A 25,769-nucleotide genomic window follows, 5' to 3' on the forward strand; every position below is an offset into this window, starting at 1 on the left:
AGCAAGCTCCCTCGCCACAGGGATCTCCTGCATCACAGGGTTGTGCATTGGCAGTTACATTTCAGTTCAGCCGCTCGCTTTGACACCGCCGCCACTCTGCGGCACAGTGCGCGCCCTTCTAATAAGACCCTCTTTGCAAATCCGCCGGTTAACCGTTGGCGGACTCATCCTGTCTGGCGGTGATATTTCATCGCAGTGTTTTTGAGGTAGTGAAATGAATGCAGTGATTGCTGCGGTCGGCGTCATGCTGATCCTCAGCCTGTCCCGCGTGCACGTGGTGATCGCCCTGATCGTCGGTGCGCTGGTCGGTGGCCTGACCGGTGGTCTGGGCATCGACGCCACGCTCAAGGCGTTCAACAGCGGCCTGGGTGGCGGGGCGACGGTGGCGTTGTCCTACGCGTTGCTCGGCGCTTTCGCTGTGGCGATTGCCAAGTCCGGCCTGGCCCATGCGCTGGCCGACAAGGCCCTGGCGATGGTCGATCGTCAGCATTCGACCGGCGGCGGCAGCGTCAAGTGGCTGCTGATCGGCCTGCTGTGGGTGGTGGCGATTGCCTCGCAGAATATCCTGCCGATCCACATTGCGTTCATTCCGCTGCTGGTGCCGCCACTGTTATATGTGCTGACCAAGTTGCAGCTGGATCGCCGGCTGATCGCCTGCGTCATGACCTTCGGCCTGATCACCCCGTACATGGTGTTCCCGGTGGGGTTCGGCAACATCTTCCTCAACCAGATCCTGCTGGCCAACGTCAGCAAGGCCGGGGTCGATATCAGCCAGATCAACGTCATGCACGCCATGGCGATTCCGGCGCTGGGCATGGTCTTCGGCCTGTTGCTGGCGGTGTTTTTCAGTTATCGGAAAAAGCGCGTTTACGATCTGCAGAAGATCGAACAGGTCGAGCAAGTCAGCGTGGCGTACAACCCGAAGACCATTGGTATTGCCGGCCTGGCGATTGCCGCCGCGTTCATTATTCAGCTGCTGCTGGACTCGATGATTATCGGTGCGCTGGCCGGGTTCCTGATCTTCTCGGCCTCGGGCATCGTCAAGTGGCGTGAGACCGACGACCTGTTCACCGAAGGCATGAAGATGATGGCGATGATCGGCTTCATCATGATCTCCGCTTCGGGTTTCGCCGAAGTGCTCAAGGCCACCGGCGAAGTGCGTTCGCTGGTGGAAAGCGCGGCGGCGTGGATCGATCACAGCCAGGCGATCGGCGCGTTGTTGATGCTGCTGGTGGGCCTGATGGTGACCATCGGTATCGGCTCGTCGTTCTCCACGGTGCCGATTCTGGCGGCGATTTTCGTGCCGCTGTGCGTGCAACTGGGCTTCAGCCCGATGGCCATCGTGTGCATCGTCGGCACCGCCGGGGCATTGGGCGATACCGGTTCGCCGGCCTCCGACTCGACGCTGGGCCCGACCTCGGGTCTGAACGTCGATGGCCAGCATCACCACATCTGGGACACCGTGGTTCCGACCTTCCTGCACTACAACTTGCCGCTGCTGGCGTTCGGCTGGGTGGCGGCGATGGTCCTCTAAACCCGCCAATCCTCTGTGGGAGCGGGCTTGCTCGCGAAAGCGGTGTATCAGAAACATAAATGTGGACTGACACGACGCTTTCGCGAGCAAGCCCGCTCCCACAGGGGAATGCGGTGAATCCCCCGCTCAACTTTTGCTATTGCGTGCCGTTAACGCCTTTAACCACGCCAATAAAACCAAAAGAGTGAGCCCCCCCAATGCGCTTGAGTCTCAAGGCCAAAGTCCTGTCCCTTGCCGTCCTGCCGGTGCTGCTCTTTGCGCTGGTCATCAGCCTGACCATGCTGTTCATCCTCCAGCAGCAGGCGCACACCGAGGTCGAACAGACCCGCGAACGCTTGCTCGCCGACGCCAAGGCCACCCTGCAAAGTTACGTCGCCGTGGCCATGACCACGATCAAACCGCTGTACGACGCGGCTGCCCCCGGTGACAACGCGGCGCGGGCGCAGGCGATCAAGCTGCTGTCGGGCATCCGCTACGGCAAGGACGGCTACTTCTTCGGCTACGACTCCGAGACCGTGCGCCTGTTCAAGGCCAACGACCCCGAAGGCGTGGGCAAAAGCTTCAAGGACAACCGCGACCCGAATGGCGTCTACGTCAACCTCGGCCTGGTGAAAGTGGCGAAGGACGGCACCCACTATCTGCAATACAGCTCACCGCTGCCGGGCAATGCCAGCGTGCTGGTGCCGAAACTCGGCTACACCGAGTACCTGGCGAAGTGGGACATGGCAGTCGGCACCTCGGTCAACCTCGACGGCATTGAAGCGCAAGTGGCGGTGGTCGAGGCACAAGTGCAGGAGCGCATGCAAGGCGTGATTCTCAGCATCGTCGGCGTGGCGGTGCTGGTGCTGCTGGTGATTGCCATCGCGGGGATGCTGCTGGCCAACACCATTCTGCGGCCGTTGAACCTGATGAAAGCCAACCTCGACGACATCGCGGCGGGCGAGGGCGATCTGACGCGCCGGTTGAACATCACCAGCCAGGACGAACTCGGCGAACTGGCCGGCTCGTTCAACCGCTTCGTCGACAAGATCCACGGTCTGGTGCGGCAGATCACCGAGATGACCACGCAACTCACCGGCCTGGTGACCCAGGTGTCGGATCAGGCCCAGCGCTCGGATCAGGCGATGGAGCGTCAGCGCCACGAGACCGATCAGGTCGCCACGGCGATCAACGAGATGTCCGCCGCCGCCCAGGAAGTCGCCAAGAGCGCGCAGAACGCCGCGGTCGCTGCGCAGCAGACCGACGAAGAAGGCCAGAGCGCCAAACGCGTGGTGGCCGGCAGCATCAAACAGATTCATGCGCTGGTGGATGACATTCGCAGCAGCGGCGTGTCGCTCGACAGCCTGCAGCAGGACGTGTCGTCGATTGTCGGTGTGCTCGGGGTGATCCGCTCGATTGCCGAGCAGACCAACCTGCTGGCGCTCAACGCGGCGATTGAAGCGGCGCGGGCCGGGGAGGCCGGGCGCGGCTTTGCGGTAGTGGCGGACGAAGTGCGGGCGCTGGCCAGCCGTACGCAGATCAGTACCCAGGAAATTCAGGGCATGATCGATCGCCTGCAAGCGGGTACCCAGTCGGCGGTCGAGGCGATGCGCCGTTCCAGTGAAGCGGGCGATGGCACCTCGGCGCAGGCCAATCAGGCCGGGGCGTCGCTGGACGCGATGGCCGAACTGATCGCGACCATCAACTCGATGAACGCGCAGATCGCCAGCGCGGCCGAGGAACAAACGGCGGTGGCCGAAGAGATCAACCGCAGCGTGCATCAGATCGCGGTGGCGGTGGACAGCGTGGCGGACGAGACCCAATTGGGCGCGCAGACTTCGCGCAGTCTGGCGGAGCTGGGGCAGCGGTTGGGCAAACTGGTGGGCCAGTTCCGCATTTAAAAAACTCTGCAAAAAACCATTGTGGGAGCGGGCTTGCTCGCGAAGGCGTCATGTCAGTCAGTATTTTTGTATCTGACACACCGCCTTCGCGAGCTAGCCCGCTCCCACATTGGGTTTTGTGTAGGGCTCAGGGTCTGTCCCAGTAGGGCACTTCGCCAAAGCACTCGACAAAGAAATCGATCACCGTACGCACCTTCACCGACAGCCGCCGGCTCCCCGGCCACAGCACCGCAATCTGCTGCGGCTCCAGGCTGTTCGATACCTGATATTCGCCCAGCACTGGCACCAGCGTGCCTTCGCGCACCGCCTCACCAATCAGCCAGGACGGAAACATCACCAGCCCCAGGCCTTGCTCGGCGGCCTGGGTGAGGGTGTCGGCGTGGTTGCCGGTGATCGGACCTTTGACCGACCAGGGCGTCCAGTCGCCCTGGTCCTGACGGAAGAACCAGCGCTGCTGACCGGTCGCACCTTTGTAGGCCAGGCATTGGTGTTGCGCGAGTTCGTCGGGATGCTGCGGTGTGCCATGGCGCTTGAGATACGCCGGGCTGGCCGCGACCTGAAAGCGATGCGGCGCGAGGATCCGCGCCTGCATGCTCGAGTCGTGCATCGGACCGATGCGAAACAGCAGGTCGGCGCCTTCCTGCAACGGGTCGACGTAATGGTCGGTTTGCTGGATGTCCAGTTGCAGCTTCGGATAGCGCGCGCACAACTGACCGAGCCACGGCGTCAGATGACGTTGGCCGAACACCACCGGTGCGTTGATCCGCACCAGTCCGGTGGGTTCGCTTTGCTGCTCCTGCAACGCCTGCTCGGCTTCCTCCAGTTGCACCAGCACCAGCCGCGCATGGTGGCCGAGCATGCGCCCGGCCTCGGTCGGGGTGACAGCGCGGGTGTGGCGGTAGAGCAATTGCTGGTTCAGCGCCTGCTCCATCAACTGGATCTGCCGCGAAATCGAAGAGGGCGCCACACCCTCGCGACGGGCGACTTCGGAAAAGCTGCCGTGGTCGAGCACCGCCACAAACAGCCTGAGTGCCTTGAATCCCAGTTCATTGAGCCCGTGCATGAATCATCCTGCTGTGCATGTTGCGCAAAAGTGTTGTCCGGATGCTCCCATTTATCGCACAGCTGCGCCAGCCGATAATCCGCGCCATCGTTTACTTGCACGGGTTTTGGATATGCAGACGTTGGATGAAGTGAGTGTGGCGGCGCCGGCGACCCGGTCGTGGTTGCGCCTGTTGTTGCTGCCGCTGGTGATTCTGGCCGGCATGGGCCTGTCGGTGGAGGCCGGGTTGCTGGGGCCGTTGGGGGAGCAGGTCGGGCATCTGTGGGCGACTTTGAGCATCTTCGGCGTGGGTTCGGCGATTCTGTTTTTGCTGCTGTTGTTCGCCGGCCCGCAGAAAGGCCCGGCGCTGACCGATCTGCCGCGCTGGCAATTGATCGGCGGGTTTCTCGGGCCGATGTACGTGGTGGTGCTGACCCTGGCAACGCCGCATATCGGGATTGCGATGACGATGATCGCGATCCTGTCCGGGCAGGTCGGCAAGAGTGTGCTGATCGACCATTTCGGCTGGTTCGGCGCGACGCGCAAGAAGGTCAATGCCGAGCGCTGGCTGGCGTTGGGGTTGATTGTGGTGGCACTGGTTCTGATTGCGCGGGGTTGAGAATATGAGTCTGGTTATTTTGTTGGCAGTGGTGGTGTTGGCGGGCGCGGTGTTGAGCGTCCAGGCGGCGATCAATGGGCGCCTTGGTGAAAGCGTCGGGGTGTTGCGCAGCAGTTTGCTGACGTTTTTCGTCGGGGCTGTGGTCACCGGGTTGTTGATTGTGTTTTTTGAGCCGGCGCATGCGGTGAGTTTGCTTGATGTGCCGAAGTGGCAGGTCTGCGGGGCGCTGTTTGGCGTGGTTTACATGATGGTCATGGTGGGGGCGGTGCCTGTTGTGGGGACTGCAGTGGCGACTGTTGCGGTGATTGTCGGGCAGCTTGGGATGGGGATGTTGATCGATAATTTTGGCTGGCTTGGGAATCCGGCGATCGAGCTTTCGTCTTCTCGGGTGTTGGCGATGGTTTGTCTGGGGTTGGCTTTGGTTTTTATGTATCGGAGCAGTGTTCGGGGTTCTGATTGAGTTTTGGGTGTATATCCGTTGCTGCGGTAACGGCGGCTTAGGGTTCCGCCCTTACGGCGGGTCACTTTTGGCAAACGCCCCAAAAGTAACCAAAAGGTCTATGCCCTGACGTTCGGCCCTCGCCTAGGCTCGGGTTCCTTCGCTGCGGGATTCATCCGGGGGGCAGCGCCTACGGTTTGCTTCGCTGCACCTCCTCTCGCTGTGTTTGGCTGCGCCAAACGGTCGCTGCGCTCCCACCCCCGGATAAATCCCTCCACTCAGCCTGCCGACGGGCCCTGAGATCAAAAGCGGTACTCGGGCTAACGCTCATTGTGTTGAGTGGGGCGGCTTCGCCGCATGCGGGGCACGCTCTCTAAAATGTAGGAGCCAGCCTGCTGGCGAAGGCGGCCTACGAGCCGACCAGTCTCTAACTGACCACACCCCATCCCCCTGTGGGAGTGAGCTTGCTCGCGAAGGCGGCCAGCCAGCCGACCAAACTCCAACTGAATGCACTCAATCCAACTGTGGGAGCGAGCTTGCTCGCGAAGGCGGCCTGCCAGTCGACCAAACTTCAACTGAATGCACTCAATCCAACTGTGGGAGCGAGCTTGCTCGCGAAGGCGGCCTGACAGCCGACCAAACTCCAACTGAATGCACTCAATCCAACTGTGGGAGCGAGCTTGCTCGCGAAGGCGGCCTGCCAGTCGACCAAACTCCAACTGAACACACCCATTCCAACTGTGGGAGCGGGCTTGCTCGCGAAGGCGGCCTGACAGCCAACCAGTCTCTAACTGAAAACACCCCATCCCATGTAGGAGCTGCCGAAGGCTGCGATCTTTTGATCTGGCTCTGGCTCTGGCTCTGGCTTTGGCTCTTGATGTGGCTTTTGATTTTTTGCCCCTTCGGCAGGCCGAGCGAAGGTGTCCATCAGGGGGTTAGGCGCGCAGCGCCATGCGGCGGAGCCGCATACATCGAGAGGAGGTGCAGCGAAGCAAACCGGAGGCGATGCCCCCGGGTGGGCACCGTAGCGAGGGAACACTGAGCCTAAGCGAAGTGCCGTACGCCGGGGCAAAGCCTTTTGCTTACTTTTCGGCGTCTGGAAAAGTGAGTCGCTGTAAGAGCGAAACCGCCAGCGGCAGCACCCGCAGAAACGGATATTCACCCAATCCCCCCAAAAAAACCAGATCAAAAGATCGCAACCTTCGGCAACTCCTACACTGGTATCTACGGCTTATCCCAAAAGCCCCAGACAACCACCCAAAAAGGAGTCTGCCCCCATGACCGAAAGAAAATGCGATTGCCCCAACTGCAAATGCACGATCAAGGAAGGCGACCACGCCTACGCCGTGCACGGCAAACACTATTGCTGTGAAGCCTGCGCCCACCACCACAAGGACGGTGCGGAGTGTTCAAGCAAAGGCTGCCATTGCGCCCACCCCAAATAATCGCGCGCATAAAAAAGTGGAGCCTAATCAGGCTCCACTTCCAGCTTCAGGCTTTTATCATCCAGCCGTTCGGTATGGCGAACCGTGCCTTGCAGTCGCCGACCGTCAACCCGCACCACCACGGTTTTCGCCTGGTCCAGGTCTTCCGGTAGCGGCGCCGGCACGCGCACGGCAAAGCGGTACGGGTCATCTTCGACAGGTTCCAGGCCCAGCTCACAGTCGACGCTTTTGGTGATACGGCCGAACAGGGTGTCGAGGCCGTAATCCAGATGCGCCAAGCTGAAGAGGTTGCTCATATGTATCCCCCGAAAAGTCGCCGTTGCCTGGCGGGAGTCTAGCCCGCCGGTCGCCATGTGACGTTTTCCACGCCGAATTTCTCCGCCATCGGTTTGCTGGTCTTTTGCACTTTTTCCCGGCCGAAACGCGGGATGCGACCCACACCGGCGTCGCAGCTTGCCCAGTGCCACGCCTCGGCGTTGTCCATTCTGTCCGAGCGGATAATGAACGACTTAGGCGTGCCGTGAAGGGTGTAATCGATGACAAACAGTTTTGCGTTGTTCATAAAGCCCGTATTCCTCCCTGTGGTATTAGAAGGATCGCGGCGCGTCGGGAAAATTCACTCGGATTGTCCGACGGTATCTATCGTTGTCGACGCTGTGACCGACTGGTTACCATGCGCCTTCCGCCAACCCCAATGAATGCTCGCCATGGCCCTCGCCGCACCCCCTGATCTCACGGATACCGATGTGCCGGTGCAACCGCTGGCGCGAACCTATCCGCGTGGGTTGTTCATCGAGCCGCACGAGCATGTCTGGGGTCAGTTGCTGTATGCGATGAGCGGGGTGATGTGGGTCGAGACCCCGCACGAGGCGCTGGTGGTGCCGCCGCAGCGCGCGGTGTGGTTGCCGCCCGGGGTGCCGCACGGGATTCGCGTTGTCTCGGACTTGCAAATGCGCAATATCTACCTGCGCCCGGCGCTGGCGGCGACGCTTGATCCGACGGTGCAGGTGATCGAGGTCGGTGGCCTGTTGCGTGAGTTGATCGTCGGGCTGGTGGAGCAGGGCGACAGCGGTGAGCCGGCTTATTACGACGCCTTGGTCGGGCTGGCGTTGCTGGAGCTCAAGCGCGCCCGGCGCTCACAATTAAAGATCCCGCTACCGGACGATTCCGACCGGCGTCTGATGAACTTGTGTCAGGCAGTGATGGCGGCGCCGTCGCTGGACATTCCGTTCGAGCAGCACGCGGAAAACGCCGGGGCCAGTGTGCGGACGCTGGCGCGGCTGTTCAAGGACAGCCTTGGCATGGGCTTCGCCGAATGGCGGCGGCAGGTGCAACTGGCGACGGCGGTGGCGGAGTTGATTCAGGGCGTGCCGGTGAGCGCGATCGCTCGCGAGCTGGGCTATTCGCCGAGCAGTTTCAGTGACATGTTCCGCCGCGAGCTGGGTGTGGCGCCTTCGCAATTTACGATCACCTGAACGCAACCCCTGTGGGAGCGGGCTTGCTCGCGAAAGCGGTGTGTCAGCGAAGCAAATGTTGGCTGATACAACGCATTCGCGAGCAAGCCCGCTCCCACATGTTTACCGTGTTGTACTCAGGATTACGGGACACCGTTTTCCCACGCCGACCAGTGTTTCAGGATGTCTGCACCAGCGGACTGCCTGTGCGATAGAGGTTCTCCAGCTACGGCTTCCCTGACACCGCAAAACAACTGTGGGAGCGGGCTTGCTCGCGAAAGCGGTGGGTCTGTGAAGCATAAAGGGACTGACCTGCTGCCTTCGCGAGCAAGCCCGCTCCCACATGTTTACCGTGTTGTACTCAGGATTACGGGACGCCGTTTTCCCACGCCGACCAGTGTTTCAGGATGTCTGCACCAGCGGACTGCCTGTGCGATAGAGGTTCTCCAGCTACGGCTCCCCTGACACCGCAAAACAACTGTGGGAGCGGGCTTGCTCGCGAAAGCGGTGGGTCTGTGAAGCATAAGGTGACTGACCCGCCGCCTTCGCGAGCAAGCCCGCTCCCACAGGGGACGGCAGTGAACGCGGGGAATTGGCCGAAATTCAGAAGTCCTTGGCCGATACCTCTGCCGATCCTTCCCTAGACTTTGCCCATTCCTTCACGCGGCGGAGTTTCCTCCCATGAACTACCTGATTTCGCTGGGCATCGGTCTCGGTGTCGGCCTGCTCTATGGCGCGCTGGATTTTCGTTCGCCGGCACCTCCGGCGATTGCGCTGGTGGGGCTGCTGGGCATGCTTGCGGGTGAGCAGCTGTGGCCGATGGGCCGGCAACTGGTCGCCGGTTGGCTGTCTTGAATGTCCTTTTTTTCCCTTTGGTGGATGTCCTCATGAAAGCACTGCAATTCGATAAAACCGGCGACCTGTCTTCCCTGCATTTCGTCGACGTACCGACCCCGGTGCCCGGCGCTGATGAAGTGCTGGTCGAGATCAAGGCGGCCGGACTGAACCCCAGCGATGTGAAGAACGTGCTCGGGCGATTTCCGTACACCACATTGCCACGGATTCCCGGGCGTGATTTTGCCGGTGTCGTGGTCGAGGGGCCGCAGGCGTTGCTCGGTCAGGAAGTCTGGGGCACCGGGCGCGAGTTGGGCTTTTTCGCCGATGGTTCGCACGCGCAGTTCGTCAAACTGCCGGCCAATGGCGTGGCGCACAAGCCCTCGCACTTGAGTTTCGCCCAGGCCGCCAGCCTCGGCGTGCCGTACACCACGGCGTGGGATGCGCTGGAGCGTAGTTCGGTAAAGGCTGAAACCCGTTTGCTGGTGATCGGCGGCGGTGCGGTGGCCACGGCGGCGTTGGCGTTGGCCAAGGTACGCGGGGCGCAGATCCTCGCGGCCGCGCGTAGGCCGGAGCAGGTCAAGGAGTTGCAGGCGCAGGGCTTCCAGACGATTCAGCTGGATAAACCCGAAGACCTCGGCGCGCAGGTCAACGCGGTGTACAGCGGTGGCGCTGACGTGATCTTCGACACCACCGGTTTCTGGCTGCCGGCCTCGGTGGCGGCACTAGCAGCCTTCGGGCGCATCGCGATCATCGCCGCACCGGTCGACGGCCATGTGCAATTGCCGGCGCTGGCGCTGTACCGCAAGGGCGGTTCGGTGGTCGGGATCAACTCGCTGCTGTACGGCGTGCAAGCCTGTGCGGCGATGCTCGAGCAGTTTGGGCGGTTCTTTGATGAGGATCTGTTGCCGTTGCCGCAGGGGTTGGTGGAGGTGCCATTGGCGGAGGGGTTGGACAGCTACGCGCAGGTGAATCAAGGCAGTGGCGACAAGATAATTCTCATCCCCTGACACCACAAAACAACTGTGGGAGCGGGCTTGCTCGCGAAAGCGGTGTGTCAGCGAAGCAAATATTGACTGACACAGCGCATTCGCGAGCGAGCCCGCTCCCACATTTTTTACCGTGTTGTACTCAGGATTGCGGGACGCCGTTTTCCCACGCCGACCAGTTTTTCAGAATGTCCTGCACCAGCGGATTGCCGGCGCGATAGAGGTTTTCCAGCGCCGGCACGAACCCGCCCTGATCGGCGTACTTCAACAGATTGTCCACCTCACTGCCGCCCGGAGCAGGACGGTCGAAGTCAGAGCCGGCACGCACCACGGCCAGACGCTGCACATCCACCAGACCTTCGCGACTGGCACGCAGCAGCGCTTCATAGGTGGAGTTGTCTTCCTGTTGCGTGGTGCAATATTCACCCTTGTTATCAGTCAACAGTTTGGTCCAGACCTCGGCGCGTTCGCTCAGGCGTGTGCCGGAGAACCAGGTGTTGCCCGCCAGTGTGTCGCAACGCGTGACGACCGGCGGCTGATTGGCCGGGGCTGACGGGTATTTCCGGCGCCAGGCCGCCGATTCCTTGCTCTCGCTCAGTTCGACCTTGTGGCTCAGGGCGAAGGCCTTGGCCTGCAATTTCGGGTTGAGTTCGAAGACTTCGGTCTTGTAGTCCAGCGGCGGTTTTTCGTTCGGCCCCTTGGTGTTGATGCCCAGGTAGCCAGTCGGCCAGCTCGCCGGCGCGTCGCGCGAATCCAGCTCCCATTGGGTACCGAATTCCACCAGGTAGTGCGCCCACGCGGCGGTGCCGATGGTCCCGTGTTTGGGGCTGATGCCGGCGATCCCGGCGATCAGAAACCAGCTTTTGCGCAGGTCGAATTTCGGCGACAGCGCCAGTGCCAGGGTCGAGGCGGCGGCATTGGTCTGGCCCATGCCGGTGGTCAGCAGGCACACCTGTTGCGCGTTGCAGCGCACAGTCGGGTACTCGGCAGACAGGCCCGGCACGCGGATTTCCTGTTTCAGATCGAGGCGCTCGATCCAGTTCTGCGCCTCGGGGGCGAACATGGTGATCAGCACGACTTTCGGCTGGATCGGCGCTTCAGCCGCCCAGGTGGTGGAAGAGAGCAGGGCCGCAGCGGCCAGGGTCAGACGCGTCATTGCTTGCATGAGAATCTCCTGATTTCAGAACTGGTAGCCGATGCCGGCGTAGTAACCCCAACCATTGGAGCGTGCGCGGAAATTGCCGTCGCCGAAGTTCAGCTCGCTGCCGTCCTCCCAGTTGCCGCCGTTGTGGAAATAACGGCCGACCAGGGTGAAGCGCAGGTGGGTGAACGAGTACAGCAAGACGTTGGTCGCCACCGTGGCATTGGCGGTGCGCGCCGGGTTGTCCTTGTGGATGTCTGAGCCGAAGTCGAAGTTGGTGAAACCGATGTAGGTCAGCGACGCGCCGTTGCTGAATTTGTCGATGGGCACGATGTACTTGAGCTGCGCGCGGTAGCCGTCCCACGAATACTCATTGCTCGCGCCGTAGTTTTCCCACTGATAGCGCCCGTACAGGTTGGCGGACAGGTTGACCCGCGAATGGGTGTCGATGTCGGTGCCGAAGCCGCTGTACAGGGTGTTGGCGCGGTTCTCTTTACGGCTGCCGTGATCGTAGATCCAGTCGAACGCCACGTACCATTCCTTGAACGGGCCGATGGCCAGGCTGCGGCCGGCGAGGTAGTCGATGGAGATGCGCGGCTCGTGCTCCATGAACACCGGTGAGCCGTGATCCCACACGCCTTTGTCGTGGCTGTTGCCGATGTTGAAGATCTTCGGAATGTCGACATAGCCGTACAGCTCGAACGGACCCTTGCGCCCGAAGTACTCGTATTCCAGGTAGATATCGTCGGCCGGTTGCGGGCCGAAACTGATGTCTTTGCTGCCGATCAGCGTCAGGTCCTGGTTGTACCAGTCCGACAGATACGCACCTTGTTTGGGCGGGCTGGCCTCGGGGCTGAGGGTTTCGCCTTGCGCCGATTCTTCGGGAAGCGCCGGTTGCGCCAATGCGCTGTGGCTGAGAACTCCGGTAACGCCGGTCAGTAGCAAGGAAACAGCAAACGTGCGCGCAAACGGGGCGCGTAGAGGGGAAGCAGCGTGCATTCAAAGTCCTTTTTTTGCGGATCGAGGCCCGGGTTCTGCGGGTCTGTACGGTTTTGTTACGAAAAAGCGGTTATAGGCAGGTCGCAAACGTTTGCACAAGGCGTACCAAGTCGCTTGAGCCTAGTGATCCTCCTTGTAGGAGTGAGCCTGCTCGCGATGGCGTTGTGTCAGGCGATTAGATTTTTTCTGGTACACCGCCATCGCGAGCAGGCTCACTCCTACAAGGGGGAATCAAGCGGTCAGAGTCCAGTGTTTACTGGCCGAAACCCCCGTTCTAGACGGCCCTAGTATTAAAGTATTAACACCATTTAATCAGTGCTCCATGGCGGGGCGTCTACTAGCTTGTCACCCAGAACGCGGTTTTGTGATGACCGTCGCAGTCTTGATTCGCGTGTGGAATAAGCACGGTTTGCACGCCTTCAAGGAAGAATTTGGCCACGACAAGGAGTAGCCCGTGGAAGCAAGGTTTGGTGTCGCCCTCGTTTCGCGTTTTTCCCCACTTTCCCTTGCTGTGCACCTGAGCGTTGCCGGGCTGTTGTTCGGCGGCGTCAGCGCACCTGCACTGGCCACATGCTCCACGGCGGGTTCCACAGTGACCTGTACCGGCGTGCCGAGTCTGCCGCTGTTTCTCAACAATTTCGCCAGTGCCACCAACGGTCTGACGGTCAACGTCAACTCCGGGGCGCAGATGAACGCGACGCTCGGCGGCCACGTGATGGACCTGACCGGGGTCAACATCAGCCTGAACAACTCCGGGACGATCGACCCGGCGCTGCTCGGGCTGGTCTCGGTGTTGAGCGGCGGCGCCTTCATCGGCACCGGCGCAACCAGTACGGTCAGCGTGCTCAACAATGCCAGCGGGATCATTCGCGGTACCGGCATGTTGCTCGGGCTCAACCTGACCAGCCTCGACGGCTTGGGTATTGCGGTGAACAACGCCGCGGCCGGCACCACCAGCATCACCAACAACGGCACCATCACTTCGACCGGACTCTCGATCGGCGGCATCACCTTGGCTGATACTCCGGTGGTCGGTGTGTACGGCGGCTCGCAGGTCAACATGACCAACAGCAGCACTGGCGTGATCAACGGCCGGATTGCCTTCGAGACCTCGGCGGCGGGCAACACTTTCACCAACGCCGGTGCGATCACTGGCGGCGTTTCGATGGGCGCGGCCAGTACCAACACCTTCACGGCGGTAACCGGCTCCAGCGTCAACGTGGGTGACGGCGTACAGATCAGCGTCGGCCTCGGCGGGCTGATTGGCATCAACCTGACCTTCGCCCCCACCGGTACCGTCGACGGTGGCGCAGGCGGCACCAACAGTCTGATCCTGCAGAACCCGATTGGCGTCGGCGGCGGCACCACCGGGGTCGGCACGGCGTCCAGCGCGACCTACGTCAATTTCAATAACCTGACCATCAACAGCGGCACCTGGACCTTGCAGGGACCACTGGTCAGCGGCGCGACCACGCTCAATGGCGGTGTCGCCCAGTTCAACAACAACGCCACGTTCGGCAGCGGGGTGCTTACCTCCAACGGCGGGATCCTCCAGGCCAGCAACGCCGGGTTGAACCTCAGCAACCTGATCTCCCTCGGTGCCGGTGGCGTGACCGTGCAGGGCACCAACGCCACCACCCTGAGCGGGGTGATTTCCGGCAGCGGCGGTCTGACCAAAATCGGCACAGGGCAACTGAGCCTCAGCGCCGCCAACACCTACCTGGGCAACACCACGCTCAACGGCGGCACGGTGCAGTTGGGCAACAACCTGGCGCTGAGCACCGGAACCCTCAACGTCACCGGCGCGACGACGCTGAGTGCACCGGGCACCGTCAGCCTGGCCAACGCCATCAGCCTCGGCGGCACTTTGACGGCTGGCGGCGCGGGGGCACTGACCCTTGGTGGCCTGATCAGCGGCAGCAGCGGCCTGACCAAGACCGGCACCGGCAGCCTGACCCTCAGCGGGGTCAACAGCGGCTTCACCGGCACCACCACCCTCAGCGCCGGCAGCCTGCTGGTGACCAATAACAACTCGCTGGGCAGTGGTGCACTGAACACCGCCGCCGGCACCAGTCTGGACAGCACCACCAACGTCACGCTGGCCAACAACATAGGCATGACCGGCGCGCTCAACGTGCTCGGCAGCAATGCGCTGACCCTCGGTGGCGTGTTGTCCGGTACAGGCGGGATTACCAAATCCGGCACCGCCAGCCTGACCCTGACGGGCAACAACACCAACTCCGGCAACACGCTACTGAACGCCGGCAGCCTGTTTGTCGGCAGCAACACTGCGCTGGGGACTGGCGCGTTGAACGCAGCGGCCGGCACCACGCTGGATGCGACCACCGCTGTCACCCTGGCCAACGCCGTCGCGCTGGCAGCGGATCTGACCATTGGCGGCACCCAGGCACTGGGCCTGAGCGGGGTGGTCAGCGGGGCGGGCAATCTGATCAAGAACGGCACTGCGAGCCTGAGCCTCAGTGGCAACAACACTTTCTCCGGCGGAACTGCGCTGAATGCCGGTACGCTGACGGTCGGCAGCAACACCGCGCTGGGTACCGGGGCATTGGCTGCAGCGGCAGGTACCAAGCTCGATGCCAGCACCACGGTCGCGCTGACCAACGCAGTGTCCCTTGGTGGTGATCTGGAAGTCCTCGGCAGCGCTGATCTGACCCTAGGCGGTTTGATCAGCGGCAGTGGCGGGCTGATCAAGCGCGGGTTCACCAACCTGGTACTCAACGGAGCCAACACCTTCACCGGCGGCACCACGCTGACAGCCGGCACGCTCACAGTAGGCAACGCCGGGGCGTTGGGCAGCGGCGCCTTATCGGTTACCGATACGGCAACGCTGGACAGCAATACTGCCGTCACCCTGAACAACAACGTCAACCTCAACAGCGCCCTGACCATTGGTGGCAGTAGCGGCCTGACCCTCTCCGGTTTGATCAACGGTTCCGGCCAGTTGCTCAAAAATGGCGCGGCCAACCTGACGCTCAGTGGCGCCAATACCTACAGCGGCGGCACCACCCTGAATGCCGGCAGCCTGACCGTTGGCAACGGTGCTTCACTTGGCAGCGGAGCACTCACTGTTGCCGGGGCCGGAACGCTCAACAGCAGTTCGGCGGTAACGCTGAACAACGCGATCACTCTCAATGCCAACCTCACCGCAGGCGGCGCCAACGCGCTGACCCTCGGCGGGGTAATCAGTGGCGCGAACGGCCTGATCAAGACCGGCGCATCGAGCCTGACCCTGACGGGCAACAATACCTACACCGGCACCACGGCACTCAATGCCGGTTCGCTGGTGGTCGGCTCCAACACCGCACTCGGCACCGGCACGCTCAACGCGTCGAATGGCACCACGCTGGATGCAAGCACGGCGGCGACCCTGGCCAACAACGTCAACCTCGGCGGCACGCTGACCGTCGGCGGCAGTAATGCGCTGACTCTCGGCGGGGTGGTCGCCGGCATCGGTGGGCTGACCAAGAACGGCGCCGCAGACCTGACCCTCAATGGCGCCAACACCTATTTCGGTAACACCGCGCTGAACACCGGCAAACTGACCGTCGGCAGCAACAGCGCGCTGGGCGCCGGTACGCTGAACGCGGCGGCCAACACCACGCTGGATGCAAACACGGCGGTTAGCCTGAACAATGCCGTGGCACTCGCCGGTGCCTTGAACATCGGCGGCACGGCGAATATGACGCTGACCGGTCTGGTCAGCGGCGCGGGCAGTCTGGTGAAAGACGGCGCGGCCAATCTGATTCTCAATGCGGCCAACAACTACCTCGGCGGTACCACGTTGAACGCCGGTACGCTGACTGTCGGCAACAGCTCGGCGCTGGGTTCCGGCGCACTGACCGTCGCTGGCGCTGCCACACTGGACAGCAATTCGCCGCTGGTCAGCCTCAACAACGCGGTCGCCTTGAATGCGGCGCTGACCGTGGGTGGCACGCAGAATCTCACCCTTGGCGGCGTCACCAGCGGCACCGGTCAGTTGATCAAGAACGGCGCGGCCAATCTCACCCTCAACGGCAACAACACTTTCAGCGGCGGCACCACCCTCAACGCCGGTACCCTGACCCTGGGCAATGCCAACGGTCTGGGCAGCGGCGGCTTGACCGTCGGCGGTGCGGCGACTCTGGATAACAGCGCCTCGTTCGGCATCGGCAACGCAATCACCCTCAACGCCGGGCTGACGGTGGCCGGCAATAACGACCTGAGCCTCAACGGCATCATCGACGGCGCCGGCAGCCTGACCAAAAACGGTTTGTCTGACCTGACTCTGGCCGGCAACAACACCTTTACCGGCGCACTGAATATCGTCTCCGGCAGCGTCACCACCCTCAACAGCAATGCGCTGGGCAGCACTTCCGGCGTCAACATCAGTGCCGGTGCCGGCCTGAATCTCGGTAGCGATGCCAGCCTCGGCGCGCTGACCGGCAGCGGCAGTGTGCAATTGACCGGCAGCAATACCCTGACTGTCGGAGGCGGTAACGTCACCAGTACGTTTGACGGTGATCTCAGTGGCAGCGGCGGCCTGACCAAAATCGGCACCGGTACTTTGAACCTCACTGGCATCAACGGCATCACCGGCAATACCGCGATCGATGGCGGTATCGTGAACCTGAGCGGTTCGTTGGGCAGTGCGCAGGTCAACGTCAACACCGGTGGCACGCTGACCGGTACCGGCTCGGCGCTCGGCGCGGTGAACATCAATAGCGGCGGTCATCTGGCGCTGTCATCGGGCAACACCCTGTCGGCGGGTGCGCTGACCCTTGGGGCCGGCAGCAATGTCGATGTGGCGCTGGGGACTCCGTCGACCAGTTCGCTGATGAACGTCGGCGGCAACCTCACCCTCGACGGCAATCTCAACGTCAGCGATGCCGGCGGTTTCGGCGTCGGCGTGTATCGCCTGTTCAACTACACCGGGGCCCTGACCAATCTCGGTCTGGACGTCGCCAGCGTGCCGGTCGGTTACGCCCTCGGCGATCTGGTGGTGCAGACTGGCGTGGCCAATCAGATCAACATTCAAGTGTCGGCACCGAACAGCAACATCCGTTACTGGGACGGCAGCCAGACCATCGCCAACGGCGTGGTCGATGGCGGTAGCGGAACCTGGAGCGCGGTCGGGACCAACTGGACCGATGCCAACGGTCTGGTCAACCAGCCGTGGGCCGGTGATTTCGCGGTGTTCCAGGGCACCGCCGGCACCGTGACGGTGAACGGCACACAAGCATTCACCGGCATGCAATTCCTTACCGATGGTTACAGCCTGGTCAACGGCGCGGCGGGGCAACTCACAGCGGTAAACGGCACCGGCGGCACCACTTCGTTGCGCGTCGATCCGGGTGTGACGGCGACCATCAATGCCAATATCGATGGCAGCGGCATTCTCAATAAACTCGACGCCGGCACCTTGGTGCTCGGCGGTGCCAACACCTACACCGGCGGCACGCAACTGGACGGCGGAAAAATCATCGTCGGCAGCAACACCGCGCTCGGTACCGGTACGCTGACGGCGAATGCCGGCACACAACTGGACAGCAACGCGGCGGTGACACTGGCCAACGCGGCGACACTCAACGGCAACCTCACCGTGGTCGGCAGCAATGCGCTGACGCTTAACGGCGTAATTGGCGGCACTGGTGGCCTGATCAAAACCGGCACGGCGAACCTGACCCTCGGCGGCAACAACGCCTTCCTCGGCCCGGTAGCCTTGAACGCCGGCGGGCTGATTCTGGCGTCGAACTCGGCGCTGGGTTCCGGCACCTTGAACGCGGCGGGCGGCACCACGCTGGATGCGAGCACGGCGGTTTCGCTGAACAACGCGGTGAATCTGGCCGGTAATCTAGGCATTGGCGGCACCGCGGATCTGACCCTGGCCGGCACGGTCAACGGCGCCGGCAGCCTGAGCAAAAATGGCGCAGCCAACCTGACCCTCAGCGGCAACAACAACTTCCTCGGTGGCACCACCCTCAACGCCGGCACCCTGACCGCCGGTAGCAACTCGGCACTCGGCCTGGGCAACCTGACCGTGGCCGGCGCTTCGGCGCTGGACAGCAGCAGTGCGCTGAGCCTGGGCAACAACGTCGTGCTCAATGCCAATCTGAGCAACTCCGGCAGCAACAACCTGACCCTCGCTGGTGTGGTCAGCGGCGCGGGCGGGCTGATCAAGAATGGCGCGTCGAACCTGACGCTCAACGGCATCAACACCTACTCCGGTGGCACCACGCTGAACGCCGGTACGCTGACCCTCGGCACGGGCGGCTCCCTGGGCAGCGGCGCGCTGACTGTGACCGGCGCTTCGACCCTCGACAACTCCGCGCCTCTGGTGCTGGCCAACAACATCAACCTCAACGCCAACCTCGGTCTGACCGGTAACAACAACCTGACCCTCGGCGGCGTGATCGCCGGGGCGGGCACCCTGACCAAGAATGGTCTGGCCGACGTGACACTGTCCGGCAGCAACACCTTCAGCGGCACTTTCGATGTGCTCTCCGGCAGTCTGACCACCCTGAGCGGCACGGCATTGGGCAACAACGCCACGGTCAATCTCGCGGGTGGCGCGGCGCTGAATCTCGGCGCTTCGGGCAGCCTCGCCAGCCTGACCGGCAGCGGTACCGCGCTGGTCGGCACCGGCAACAACCTGAGCCTGGGTGGCAACAACGTCAGCAGCACCTTCGCCGGTATCCTCAGCGGTGACGGCGGGCTGACCAAACTTGGCTCGGGTACGCTGACCCTCAGCGGCATCAGCGATCTGACCGGCGATACCAACGTCAACGCCGGCACCTTGCAGGTCAACGGTTCGCTGGCCAGCGGCAACGTGCTGGTCAACAGCGGCGGCACCCTCGGCGGCAGCGGCACCCTGACCGGTGCGGTGACGGTGGCCGATGGCGGGCATCTGGCGGGCGTTACCGGCAGCACCCTGTCGGTGGACTCGTTGGTGCTCAACGGCAATGCCAACTTCGACGTCGGCCTCGGCACACCGGTGTCCGGTGGCGGCAATGCGCTGGTGAATGTCGGTGGCAACCTGACCCTCGACGGCAACCTCAATGTCAGCGACATCGGTGGTTTCGGCAGCGGCGTGTATCGGCTGATCAACTACACCGGCGGCCTGACCGACAACGGCATGCTGATCGGTACGGTGCCGGGCAGCGTCACCCCGGGCGATCTGACCCTGCAAACCGCGCTGGCCAATCAGATCAACCTGCTGGTCACCGCACCGGGCGTCACCGTGCAGTTCTGGGACGGCAACCAACTGGTGGCCAACGGCTCGGTGGAGGGCGGCAGCGGTACCTGGAGCACCGGCACCACCAACTGGACCGACGTCAACGGCACAAGCAATCAGGCCTGGACCAATAATTTCGCGGTGTTCCAGGGCGCGGCGGGCACGGTCACCGTGAACGGTGCACAAACCATCACCGGCATGCAGTTCGTCACCGACGGCTACAGCCTGGTGAACGGCACGGCGGGTTCGCTGAATCTGGTCAACGGTTCGCTGGGCAATGCCACGGTGCGGGTTGATCCGAACGCTACCGCGACCGTCGGCGTTGCGCTCAACGGCAGCGGCACCCTCGGCAAATACGACAGCGGTACGCTGGTGCTCAACGCCGCCAACGGTTACACCGGCGGCACCGCGCTCAATGGCGGCAAAATCGTGGTCGGCAATAACGCAGCGCTGGGCACTGGCGTGTTGACCGCAGCGGACGGCACCGCACTGGACAGCAACGCGGCCGTCACGCTGGGCAACGCTGTGGTGGTGAACGGTGGCCTGACTGTCGCCGGCAGCAACGCCTTGACCCTCGACGGTGTCGTCAGCGGTGCGGGCAGCCTGATCAAGACTGGCGCATCGAGCCTGACCCTCAACGGCAGCAACACCTACAGCGGCGGCACGCAACTGGCTGGCGGCACCCTGGTGCTGGGCAACAACAGCGCAATCAGCAGCGGTGCATTGAGTGTGACCGGCAACGCCAGCCTCGACAGCAGCGCGGCGCTGCAATTGGCCAATGCCGTCAACCTCGGTGCGCAACTGACCCTGGCCGGCAATCAGAACACCACGCTGCTCGGTGCCATCACTGGCACCGGCAGTCTGGTGAAAAACGGTGCCGGCGATCTGGTGCTCAGCGGCGCCAATACCTACAGCGGCGGTACCACGTTGAATGCCGGAACTACGCGCGGTGACACCAGCAGCCTGCAAGGTGCGATCGTCAACAACGCGACGCTGACCTTCGAACAAAACGCCGACGGCAGCTACACCGGTAACCTCACGGGTGCCGGTACGCTGAACAAAACCGGTACGGGTGAGTTGCTGCTGACTGGCAACAACAGTTTCACCGGCAACACCTCGGTGCAGGCCGGCAACCTGATCGTCAACGGCGTGCTCAACAGCGCCAATGTCAGTGTCGCCAGCGGCGCGAGCATCGGCGGTGGCGGTCAGCTCGGTGGCGCTGTGCAACTGGCCGACGGTGCGACGCTGGCCGGTGGCGGCACCGCGACGCCGTTGTCGGTCGGTTCGCTGGCACTGTCCTCGGGGACCAATCTGGACTTCAGCCTTGGCTCGGCAACCAGTTCGACCACCGTGGTCAATGTCGCTGACAACCTGACCCTCGACGGTACGCTCAACGTCAGCAATGCCGGCGGGTTCGGTACCGGGGTCTATCAACTGTTCAGCTACGGCGGCAGCCTGACCGACAACGGTCTGGTCTATGGCAGCCTGCCGGTGTCGGAGGCCAATCTGACCCTGCAAACCGCGATCGCCAATCAGGTCAACCTGCTGGTGCAAGGTACGCCGGGTGAGGTGCAGTTCTGGAACGGTGGCAAAACCAATCCGGACGGCAGCATTGGTGGCGGCAGTGGCGTGTGGGGGCCGGGGACCAACTGGACTGATCCGAACGGCACCCAGGCACTCGTTTCGAATGGCCAGTTTGCGGTGTTCGGTGGTCAGGGCGGCACGGTCACCGTGCAGGGCAATCAGAACTTCACCGGCCTGCAATTCCTCGCCAATGGCTACAGCCTGACGCCGGGTGCCGGTGGCTCACTGACCCCGGTCAACGGCACGGACGGCAGCCTCGCACCGGTACGGGTCAATGCCGGCGCGAGTGCGGAAATCTCCGCGCCGCTGGTGGGCACGGGGGGTATCGAGAAGCTTGATTCCGGCACGCTGGTATTGAGCGGCGCCAACACCTACAGCGGTGGCACCACGGTCAGCGGCGGTACGCTGGTCGGTAACACCACCAGCCTGCAAGGCAACATCCTCAACAACGCTTCGCTGTTGTTCGTGCAGAACTTCAACGGTCAGTTCAACGGGTCGCTGCGCGGACTTGGTGCGATGCTCAAACGCGGTACCGGCACCTTGCTGTTGACCGGTGACAATCCGTTCAGCGGCACGGTCGCGGTCGATCAAGGCGTGCTGCAAGTCGGCAGCCGTGCGGCGCGGGCTTCGCTGGGCGGACAAGTCACCGTGGCCAACGGTGCGGGTCTGAGCGGTAATGGCAGCGTCGGTTCGGTGGTCAACCATGGCGTTGTCGCCTCGGGTTCTGAAGCGGGCACCTTGAGCGTGGCCGGTAACCTGACCAACGCCAGTGACGGTGTGCTGGCGCTGACCGTCAGTTCACCAACCGCAACGCCACTGGCAATCGGCGGCACGGCGACCCTGGGCGGCGGCTTGCAAGTCAACTCGCTGGCCCCGTTCACCGGTAACACCACGTATTCGCTGATCACGGCGGGCGGCGGGGTAAACGGCACTTTCAGCGCTGCAGACCTGCCGCAATACGCGTTCCTCAACAGCGCACTGGTGTATGACGCCAACGCGGTGAATCTGGTGGTCAGTCGCAATGGCAATTCCTTTGCCGATGTCGCCGCCACCGGCAACCAGTTCCGGACCGCCACTGCGCTGTCGAACAACGGCCCGGCGGGCGCAGCGTTGCAGAACGAAATCGTCAATCTCAGTGTCGCCGGTGCACGTAATGCCTTCGACAGCCTGTCCGGCGAAATCCACGCCAGCACCGCCAGCGCCATCCTCGAGGATTCGCGCTACGTGCGTGAGGCCGTCAACGACCGCATGCGTCAGCCATCGTGCAGCGCGCCGGATGATCCACGCCGTGCCCTGGCGCCGAGCGACAACCAACTGAGCAGCAACGGTTGCCACGGTGAAATGGTCGGCTGGGCGCGCGCACTCGGTGCCTGGGGAGAATCGGATGGTGACAGCAACAGCGCCAAGCTTGATCGCAACCTCAGCGGCTTCATGCTCGGTACCGACAAGCAACTCGATGACCAGTGGCGCGTGGGCATGGCCGCCGGTTACACCCGCAGCGACCTCGATGCGCATGATCGTCGCTCGGATGCCACTGTCGAAAGCTACCACCTGGCGGCCTACCTCAACTCGCAGTTCGATGCCCTGGCGGTGCGCCTCGGCGCGGCTTACAGCTGGCACGACATCGAAACCAAACGCGACGTCAGCGTTGGAGGCTACAACGACCGTCTGAAGGCCAACTACGACGCACGCAGTGCGCAGGTGTTCGGTGAAGTCGGTTACACGATTGAAGCTGGCGGCATTGCGCTTGAGCCGTTCGCCGGGCTGGTCTACGTCAATTACGACACCGACAAGGCCAAGGAAAAAGGCGGAGTAGGGCGCCTGGAGGCCGATGCCGATCAAGACATCACCTTCTCGACCCTCGGTGTGCGCGCCGGCAAGGTCATCACCCTGGCCAGCGGCGGGCAATTCACCCCGCGCGCGGCCATCGGCTGGCGCCACGCGTTTGGTGACACCAAGCCTGACGCTGATCTGACCTTCATCGACGGCGGCGCGTCGTTCAGCACCCAGGGCGTGCCGATCGCCAAGGACAGCGCCATCGTCGAAGCGGGAGTGGACTTCCAGATCAGCCCGACCGGCAAACTCGGGGTTGGCTACTCGGGTCAACTGTCGAACGACAGCAACGACCATGCGATGACCATCAGCTTCAGCCTGGGCTTCTGAATTTAGGGTCGAAGCACTTTTAGCCGCCCGTAAGGGCGGTTTTTTTTGGCTTGGCAGAAAGTCCGGCCGTGAAGTCGCGTTGACCGGGCGACAGCTTTCGCGAGCAAGCCCGCTCCCACACTGGATCTGAAGTGAACACAGGATTTGTGAATGACAGCGATCTGCTGTGGGAGCGGGCTTGCTCGCGAAGGGGCCCGGCCATTCAACGCAAAATTCAGCCGGCCCGCGCTCTGTTAGAATCGCCCCCATCAACTGCCAGAGACTCCCCCATGAGCGAGCCGATTCGTCTGACCCAATACAGCCACGGTGCCGGTTGCGGCTGCAAGATTTCCCCGCAAGTACTGGAAGTGATTCTGGCCGGCAGCGGTGCACAGAACCTTGATCCGAAGCTGTGGGTTGGTAATGCCTCGCGTGATGACGCGGCGGTGTACGAGATCGATGCCGAGCGCGGTGTGGTGTCGACCACTGATTTTTTCATGCCGATCGTCGACGACCCGTTCGACTTCGGTCGTATCGCCGCGACCAATGCGATCAGCGACATCTATGCGATGGGCGGCGATCCGCTGATGGCGATTGCGATCCTCGGCTGGCCGGTCAATGTGCTGGCGCCGGAAGTGGCGCGGGAAGTGATTCGCGGTGGGCGCGCGGTGTGTGACGCCGCCGGCATTCCGCTGGCCGGCGGGCATTCGATCGATGCGCCGGAGCCGATCTTCGGCCTGGCCGTGACCGGTCTCGTCGAAAAGCGCCACATGAAACGCAACGACACCGCCACCGCCGGTTGCCTGCTGTACCTGACCAAGCCATTGGGCATCGGCATCCTCACCACCGCCGAGAAAAAGGGCAAATTACGCCCCGGCGATGTCGGTGTGGCCCGTGACTGGATGTGCACCCTGAACAAACCCGGCAGCCGTTTCGGCAAACTCGCCGGCGTCACCGCGATGACCGATGTCACCGGTTTCGGCCTGCTCGGGCATCTGGTGGAAATGGCCGATGGCAGCGGCCTGACGGCACGCATCGCCTATGCTCGGGTGCCGCGTCTGGACAGCGTCGAGTATTACCTCGATCAGGGCTGCGTGCCCGGCGGCACGCTGCGCAACTTTGACAGCTATTCGAGCAAGGTCGGCCGCGTGCAGGAGCTGCACAAGCGTGTGCTATGTGACCCGCAAACCAGCGGCGGTCTGCTGATTGCAGTCACTCCCGAAGGCAACGACGAGTTCCTTGCCGTCGCTGCTGAACTGGGCCTGGACCTGATGCCGATCGGCGAGCTGGTCGAGCGACAGACCCACGCAGTCGAGGTGATCTGATGTCACGCGACTGCACTGATTACCGCGACATTTTTCTCAACGACCGGCCAATGATGGATGCCCGTGCGCCGATCGAATTTGCCCACGGCGCGTTTCCCGGCGTGGTCAACTTGCCGCTGATGAACGACCGCGAGCGCGAACAGGTAGGCACCTGCTACAAGCAGCATGGGCAACAAGCCGCCATCGCCCTGGGTGAGCGGCTGGTGTCTGCCGAAGTGCGTGAGCAGCGCATTCAGGGCTGGGTCGAGTTTGCCCGGGCGCACCCCGACGGCTACCTGTATTGCTTTCGCGGCGGCTTGCGTTCGCAGATCGTCCAGCAATGGATCAAGGAGGAGGGCGGGATCGATTACCCGCGGGTCGGCGGTGGCTACAAGGCGATGCGTACGTTCCTGCTGGAGACGATCGATCAGGCCGTGGCCGAGTGCGATCTGGTGCTGCTGGGCGGGATGACCGGCACCGGCAAGACCGAACTGCTGGTGCAATTGCGCAACGGTCTGGATCTGGAAGGTCACGCCAATCATCGGGGATCGAGCTTCGGCAAGCGCGCCACCGGCCAACCGACCAACATCGACTTTGAAAACCGTCTGGCCGTTGATCTGCTGAAAAAACGCGCCGGCGGGATCCAGCAGTTTGTGCTGGAAGACGAGAGCCGGGTAGTCGGCAGTTGTGCCTTGCCATTGCCGCTGTACCGAGGCATGCAAGTGGCGCCGATGGTCTGGCTCGAAGACAGCCTGGAGCAGCGGGTCGAGCGGATCCTGCAGGACTATGTGATCGACCTGCACGCGGAGTTCGTCGCCGTGCATGGCGAGCAGGGCTTTGCGCTGTATGCCGAGCGGTTGATTGCGAGTTTGAACAATATCCAGCGCCGGCTGGGTGGCGAACGCCATCAGCGGATGTTCCTGCAGATGGAAGAGGCCCTGGCCGAGCAGGCGCGCAGCGGTTCGGTCGAGATGTTCCGGGACTGGATCAGCGTGTTGCTAAGGGAATACTACGACCCGATGTATGCGTTCCAGCGTGAGAAAAAGGGCGGGCGGATTGAGTTTGCCGGGGAGCGTGGGGCGGTGCTGGAGTATCTGCGTGAGCGGGTGACTCCGCGGGTTTGAGGGTGTTG

The 25,769-nt window shown here is 62.7% G+C and carries 15 protein-coding genes and 2 pseudogenes; 12 read left to right on the top strand and 5 right to left on the bottom strand.

Going from position 1 to position 25,769, the window contains the following annotated elements:
* Window positions 1-214 precede the first annotated feature (214 nt).
* The 3 genes and pseudogenes from ACS4NR_RS03970 to ACS4NR_RS03980 form a co-directional block, all read left to right on the top strand.
* A complete protein-coding gene (locus ACS4NR_RS03970; RefSeq protein ID WP_027613996.1) occupies window positions 215-1,534 on the top strand; it encodes a Na+/H+ antiporter family protein in 1,320 nt (439 codons plus the stop codon).
* A gap of 278 nt (window positions 1,535-1,812) precedes the next feature.
* Window positions 1,813-2,508 (top strand): annotated as a pseudogene (locus ACS4NR_RS03975) (cache domain-containing protein); the annotation flags it as partial.
* A 312-nt stretch (window positions 2,509-2,820) separates the two neighbouring features.
* Window positions 2,821-3,414 (top strand): annotated as a pseudogene (locus ACS4NR_RS03980) (methyl-accepting chemotaxis protein); the annotation flags it as partial.
* A 127-nt stretch (window positions 3,415-3,541) separates the two neighbouring features.
* On the opposite strand, the gene ACS4NR_RS03985 reads toward ACS4NR_RS03980, so the two are convergent.
* A complete protein-coding gene (locus ACS4NR_RS03985; RefSeq protein WP_456019146.1) occupies window positions 3,542-4,477 on the bottom strand; it encodes a LysR family transcriptional regulator in 936 nt (311 codons plus the stop codon).
* A gap of 112 nt (window positions 4,478-4,589) precedes the next feature.
* Here ACS4NR_RS03985 and ACS4NR_RS03990 point away from each other — a divergent pair, with 112 nt between their 5' ends.
* From ACS4NR_RS03990 to ACS4NR_RS04000, 3 genes are all read left to right on the top strand, one after another.
* Window positions 4,590-5,075 carry a DMT family transporter gene (locus tag ACS4NR_RS03990; RefSeq protein ID WP_166495649.1) on the top strand — a complete coding sequence of 162 codons (486 nt, stop codon included), beginning with the start codon at window positions 4,590-4,592 and terminating at the stop codon, window positions 5,073-5,075.
* A gap of 4 nt (window positions 5,076-5,079) precedes the next feature.
* Entirely contained in the window at window positions 5,080-5,535 is a 456-nt protein-coding gene (locus tag ACS4NR_RS03995; RefSeq protein WP_027614318.1) for a DMT family transporter, read from the top strand.
* Window positions 5,536-6,791: 1,256 nt separating this feature from the next.
* Window positions 6,792-6,959, top strand: coding sequence for a metallothionein (locus ACS4NR_RS04000; RefSeq protein WP_095138737.1), 168 nt, complete (start codon window positions 6,792-6,794; stop codon window positions 6,957-6,959).
* A gap of 23 nt (window positions 6,960-6,982) precedes the next feature.
* Here the strand turns inward: ACS4NR_RS04000 and ACS4NR_RS04005 are convergent, their stop codons facing one another.
* Window positions 6,983-7,255, bottom strand: coding sequence for a hypothetical protein (locus ACS4NR_RS04005; RefSeq protein ID WP_456019147.1), 273 nt, complete (start codon window positions 7,253-7,255; stop codon window positions 6,983-6,985).
* Between the two features lie 38 nt (window positions 7,256-7,293).
* Window positions 7,294-7,521 (bottom strand): DUF6555 family protein, encoded by a 228-nt coding sequence (locus ACS4NR_RS04010; RefSeq protein ID WP_095138739.1) that lies wholly within the window; start codon window positions 7,519-7,521, stop codon window positions 7,294-7,296.
* 136 nt (window positions 7,522-7,657) lie between these two features.
* Here ACS4NR_RS04010 and ACS4NR_RS04015 point away from each other — a divergent pair, with 136 nt between their 5' ends.
* The 3 genes from ACS4NR_RS04015 to ACS4NR_RS04025 all read left to right on the top strand — a co-directional run bounded on the left by ACS4NR_RS04015 (window position 7,658) and on the right by ACS4NR_RS04025 (window position 10,257).
* On the top strand, window positions 7,658-8,434 hold the full coding sequence (locus ACS4NR_RS04015) for an AraC family transcriptional regulator (protein WP_166496661.1): 777 nt from the start codon (window positions 7,658-7,660) through the stop codon (window positions 8,432-8,434).
* A gap of 660 nt (window positions 8,435-9,094) precedes the next feature.
* The gene (locus ACS4NR_RS04020; RefSeq protein WP_095138741.1) at window positions 9,095-9,268 is read left to right on the top strand and encodes a DUF1427 family protein; all 174 of its coding nucleotides are present in this window, start codon (window positions 9,095-9,097) and stop codon (window positions 9,266-9,268) included.
* Between the two features lie 32 nt (window positions 9,269-9,300).
* Window positions 9,301-10,257, top strand: a complete 957-nt coding sequence (locus ACS4NR_RS04025) for a quinone oxidoreductase family protein (RefSeq protein ID WP_456019148.1) — start codon at window positions 9,301-9,303, stop codon at window positions 10,255-10,257.
* Window positions 10,258-10,378: 121 nt separating this feature from the next.
* Here ACS4NR_RS04025 and ACS4NR_RS04030 read toward each other — a convergent pair whose 3' ends face one another.
* The gene (locus ACS4NR_RS04030; protein ID WP_456019149.1) at window positions 10,379-11,401 is read right to left on the bottom strand and encodes a purine-nucleoside phosphorylase; all 1,023 of its coding nucleotides are present in this window, start codon (window positions 11,399-11,401) and stop codon (window positions 10,379-10,381) included.
* A 15-nt stretch (window positions 11,402-11,416) separates the two neighbouring features.
* On the bottom strand, window positions 11,417-12,376 hold the full coding sequence (locus ACS4NR_RS04035; protein WP_115985668.1) for a nucleoside-specific channel-forming protein Tsx: 960 nt from the start codon (window positions 12,374-12,376) through the stop codon (window positions 11,417-11,419).
* Window positions 12,377-12,830: 454 nt separating this feature from the next.
* Between ACS4NR_RS04035 and ACS4NR_RS04040 the strand changes: the two genes are divergently transcribed.
* The 3 genes from ACS4NR_RS04040 (at window position 12,831) to mnmH (ending at window position 25,761) form a co-directional block, all read left to right on the top strand.
* Entirely contained in the window at window positions 12,831-23,354 is a 10,524-nt protein-coding gene (locus ACS4NR_RS04040; RefSeq protein ID WP_456019150.1) for an autotransporter-associated beta strand repeat-containing protein, read from the top strand.
* A gap of 269 nt (window positions 23,355-23,623) precedes the next feature.
* Complete coding sequence (selD, locus tag ACS4NR_RS04045) at window positions 23,624-24,658, top strand: selenide, water dikinase SelD (protein WP_456019151.1); 1,035 nt, start codon at window positions 23,624-23,626, stop codon at window positions 24,656-24,658.
* Window positions 24,658-25,761 carry a tRNA 2-selenouridine(34) synthase MnmH gene (gene mnmH / locus ACS4NR_RS04050; RefSeq protein WP_166496666.1) on the top strand — a complete coding sequence of 368 codons (1,104 nt, stop codon included), beginning with the start codon at window positions 24,658-24,660 and terminating at the stop codon, window positions 25,759-25,761. Before selD ends, mnmH begins: the two co-directional genes overlap by 1 nt.
* The last annotated feature ends 8 nt before the right edge of the window (window positions 25,762-25,769 follow it).

This window comes from Pseudomonas sp. JQ36, from assembly GCF_053851495.1.

What these genes read in the sequence shown, in the direction of transcription:
- ACS4NR_RS04015 (WP_166496661.1), top strand. Translation starts at nt 7,658, where the DNA reads ATGCTCGCCATGGCCCTCGCCGCACCCCCTGATCTCACGGATACCGAT.
- mnmH (WP_166496666.1), top strand. Translation starts at nt 24,658, where the DNA reads ATGTCACGCGACTGCACTGATTACCGCGACATTTTTCTCAACGACCGG.
- ACS4NR_RS03990 (WP_166495649.1), top strand. Translation starts at nt 4,590, where the DNA reads ATGCAGACGTTGGATGAAGTGAGTGTGGCGGCGCCGGCGACCCGGTCG.
- ACS4NR_RS04035 (WP_115985668.1), bottom strand. Translation starts at nt 12,376, where the DNA reads ATGCACGCTGCTTCCCCTCTACGCGCCCCGTTTGCGCGCACGTTTGCT.
- ACS4NR_RS03985 (WP_456019146.1), bottom strand. Translation starts at nt 4,477, where the DNA reads ATGCACGGGCTCAATGAACTGGGATTCAAGGCACTCAGGCTGTTTGTG.
- ACS4NR_RS04010 (WP_095138739.1), bottom strand. Translation starts at nt 7,521, where the DNA reads ATGAACAACGCAAAACTGTTTGTCATCGATTACACCCTTCACGGCACG.
- ACS4NR_RS04005 (WP_456019147.1), bottom strand. Translation starts at nt 7,255, where the DNA reads ATGAGCAACCTCTTCAGCTTGGCGCATCTGGATTACGGCCTCGACACC.
- ACS4NR_RS03970 (WP_027613996.1), top strand. Translation starts at nt 215, where the DNA reads ATGAATGCAGTGATTGCTGCGGTCGGCGTCATGCTGATCCTCAGCCTG.
- ACS4NR_RS04025 (WP_456019148.1), top strand. Translation starts at nt 9,301, where the DNA reads ATGAAAGCACTGCAATTCGATAAAACCGGCGACCTGTCTTCCCTGCAT.
- ACS4NR_RS04020 (WP_095138741.1), top strand. Translation starts at nt 9,095, where the DNA reads ATGAACTACCTGATTTCGCTGGGCATCGGTCTCGGTGTCGGCCTGCTC.
- selD (WP_456019151.1), top strand. Translation starts at nt 23,624, where the DNA reads ATGAGCGAGCCGATTCGTCTGACCCAATACAGCCACGGTGCCGGTTGC.
- ACS4NR_RS04000 (WP_095138737.1), top strand. Translation starts at nt 6,792, where the DNA reads ATGACCGAAAGAAAATGCGATTGCCCCAACTGCAAATGCACGATCAAG.
- ACS4NR_RS03995 (WP_027614318.1), top strand. Translation starts at nt 5,080, where the DNA reads ATGAGTCTGGTTATTTTGTTGGCAGTGGTGGTGTTGGCGGGCGCGGTG.
- ACS4NR_RS04030 (WP_456019149.1), bottom strand. Translation starts at nt 11,401, where the DNA reads ATGCAAGCAATGACGCGTCTGACCCTGGCCGCTGCGGCCCTGCTCTCT.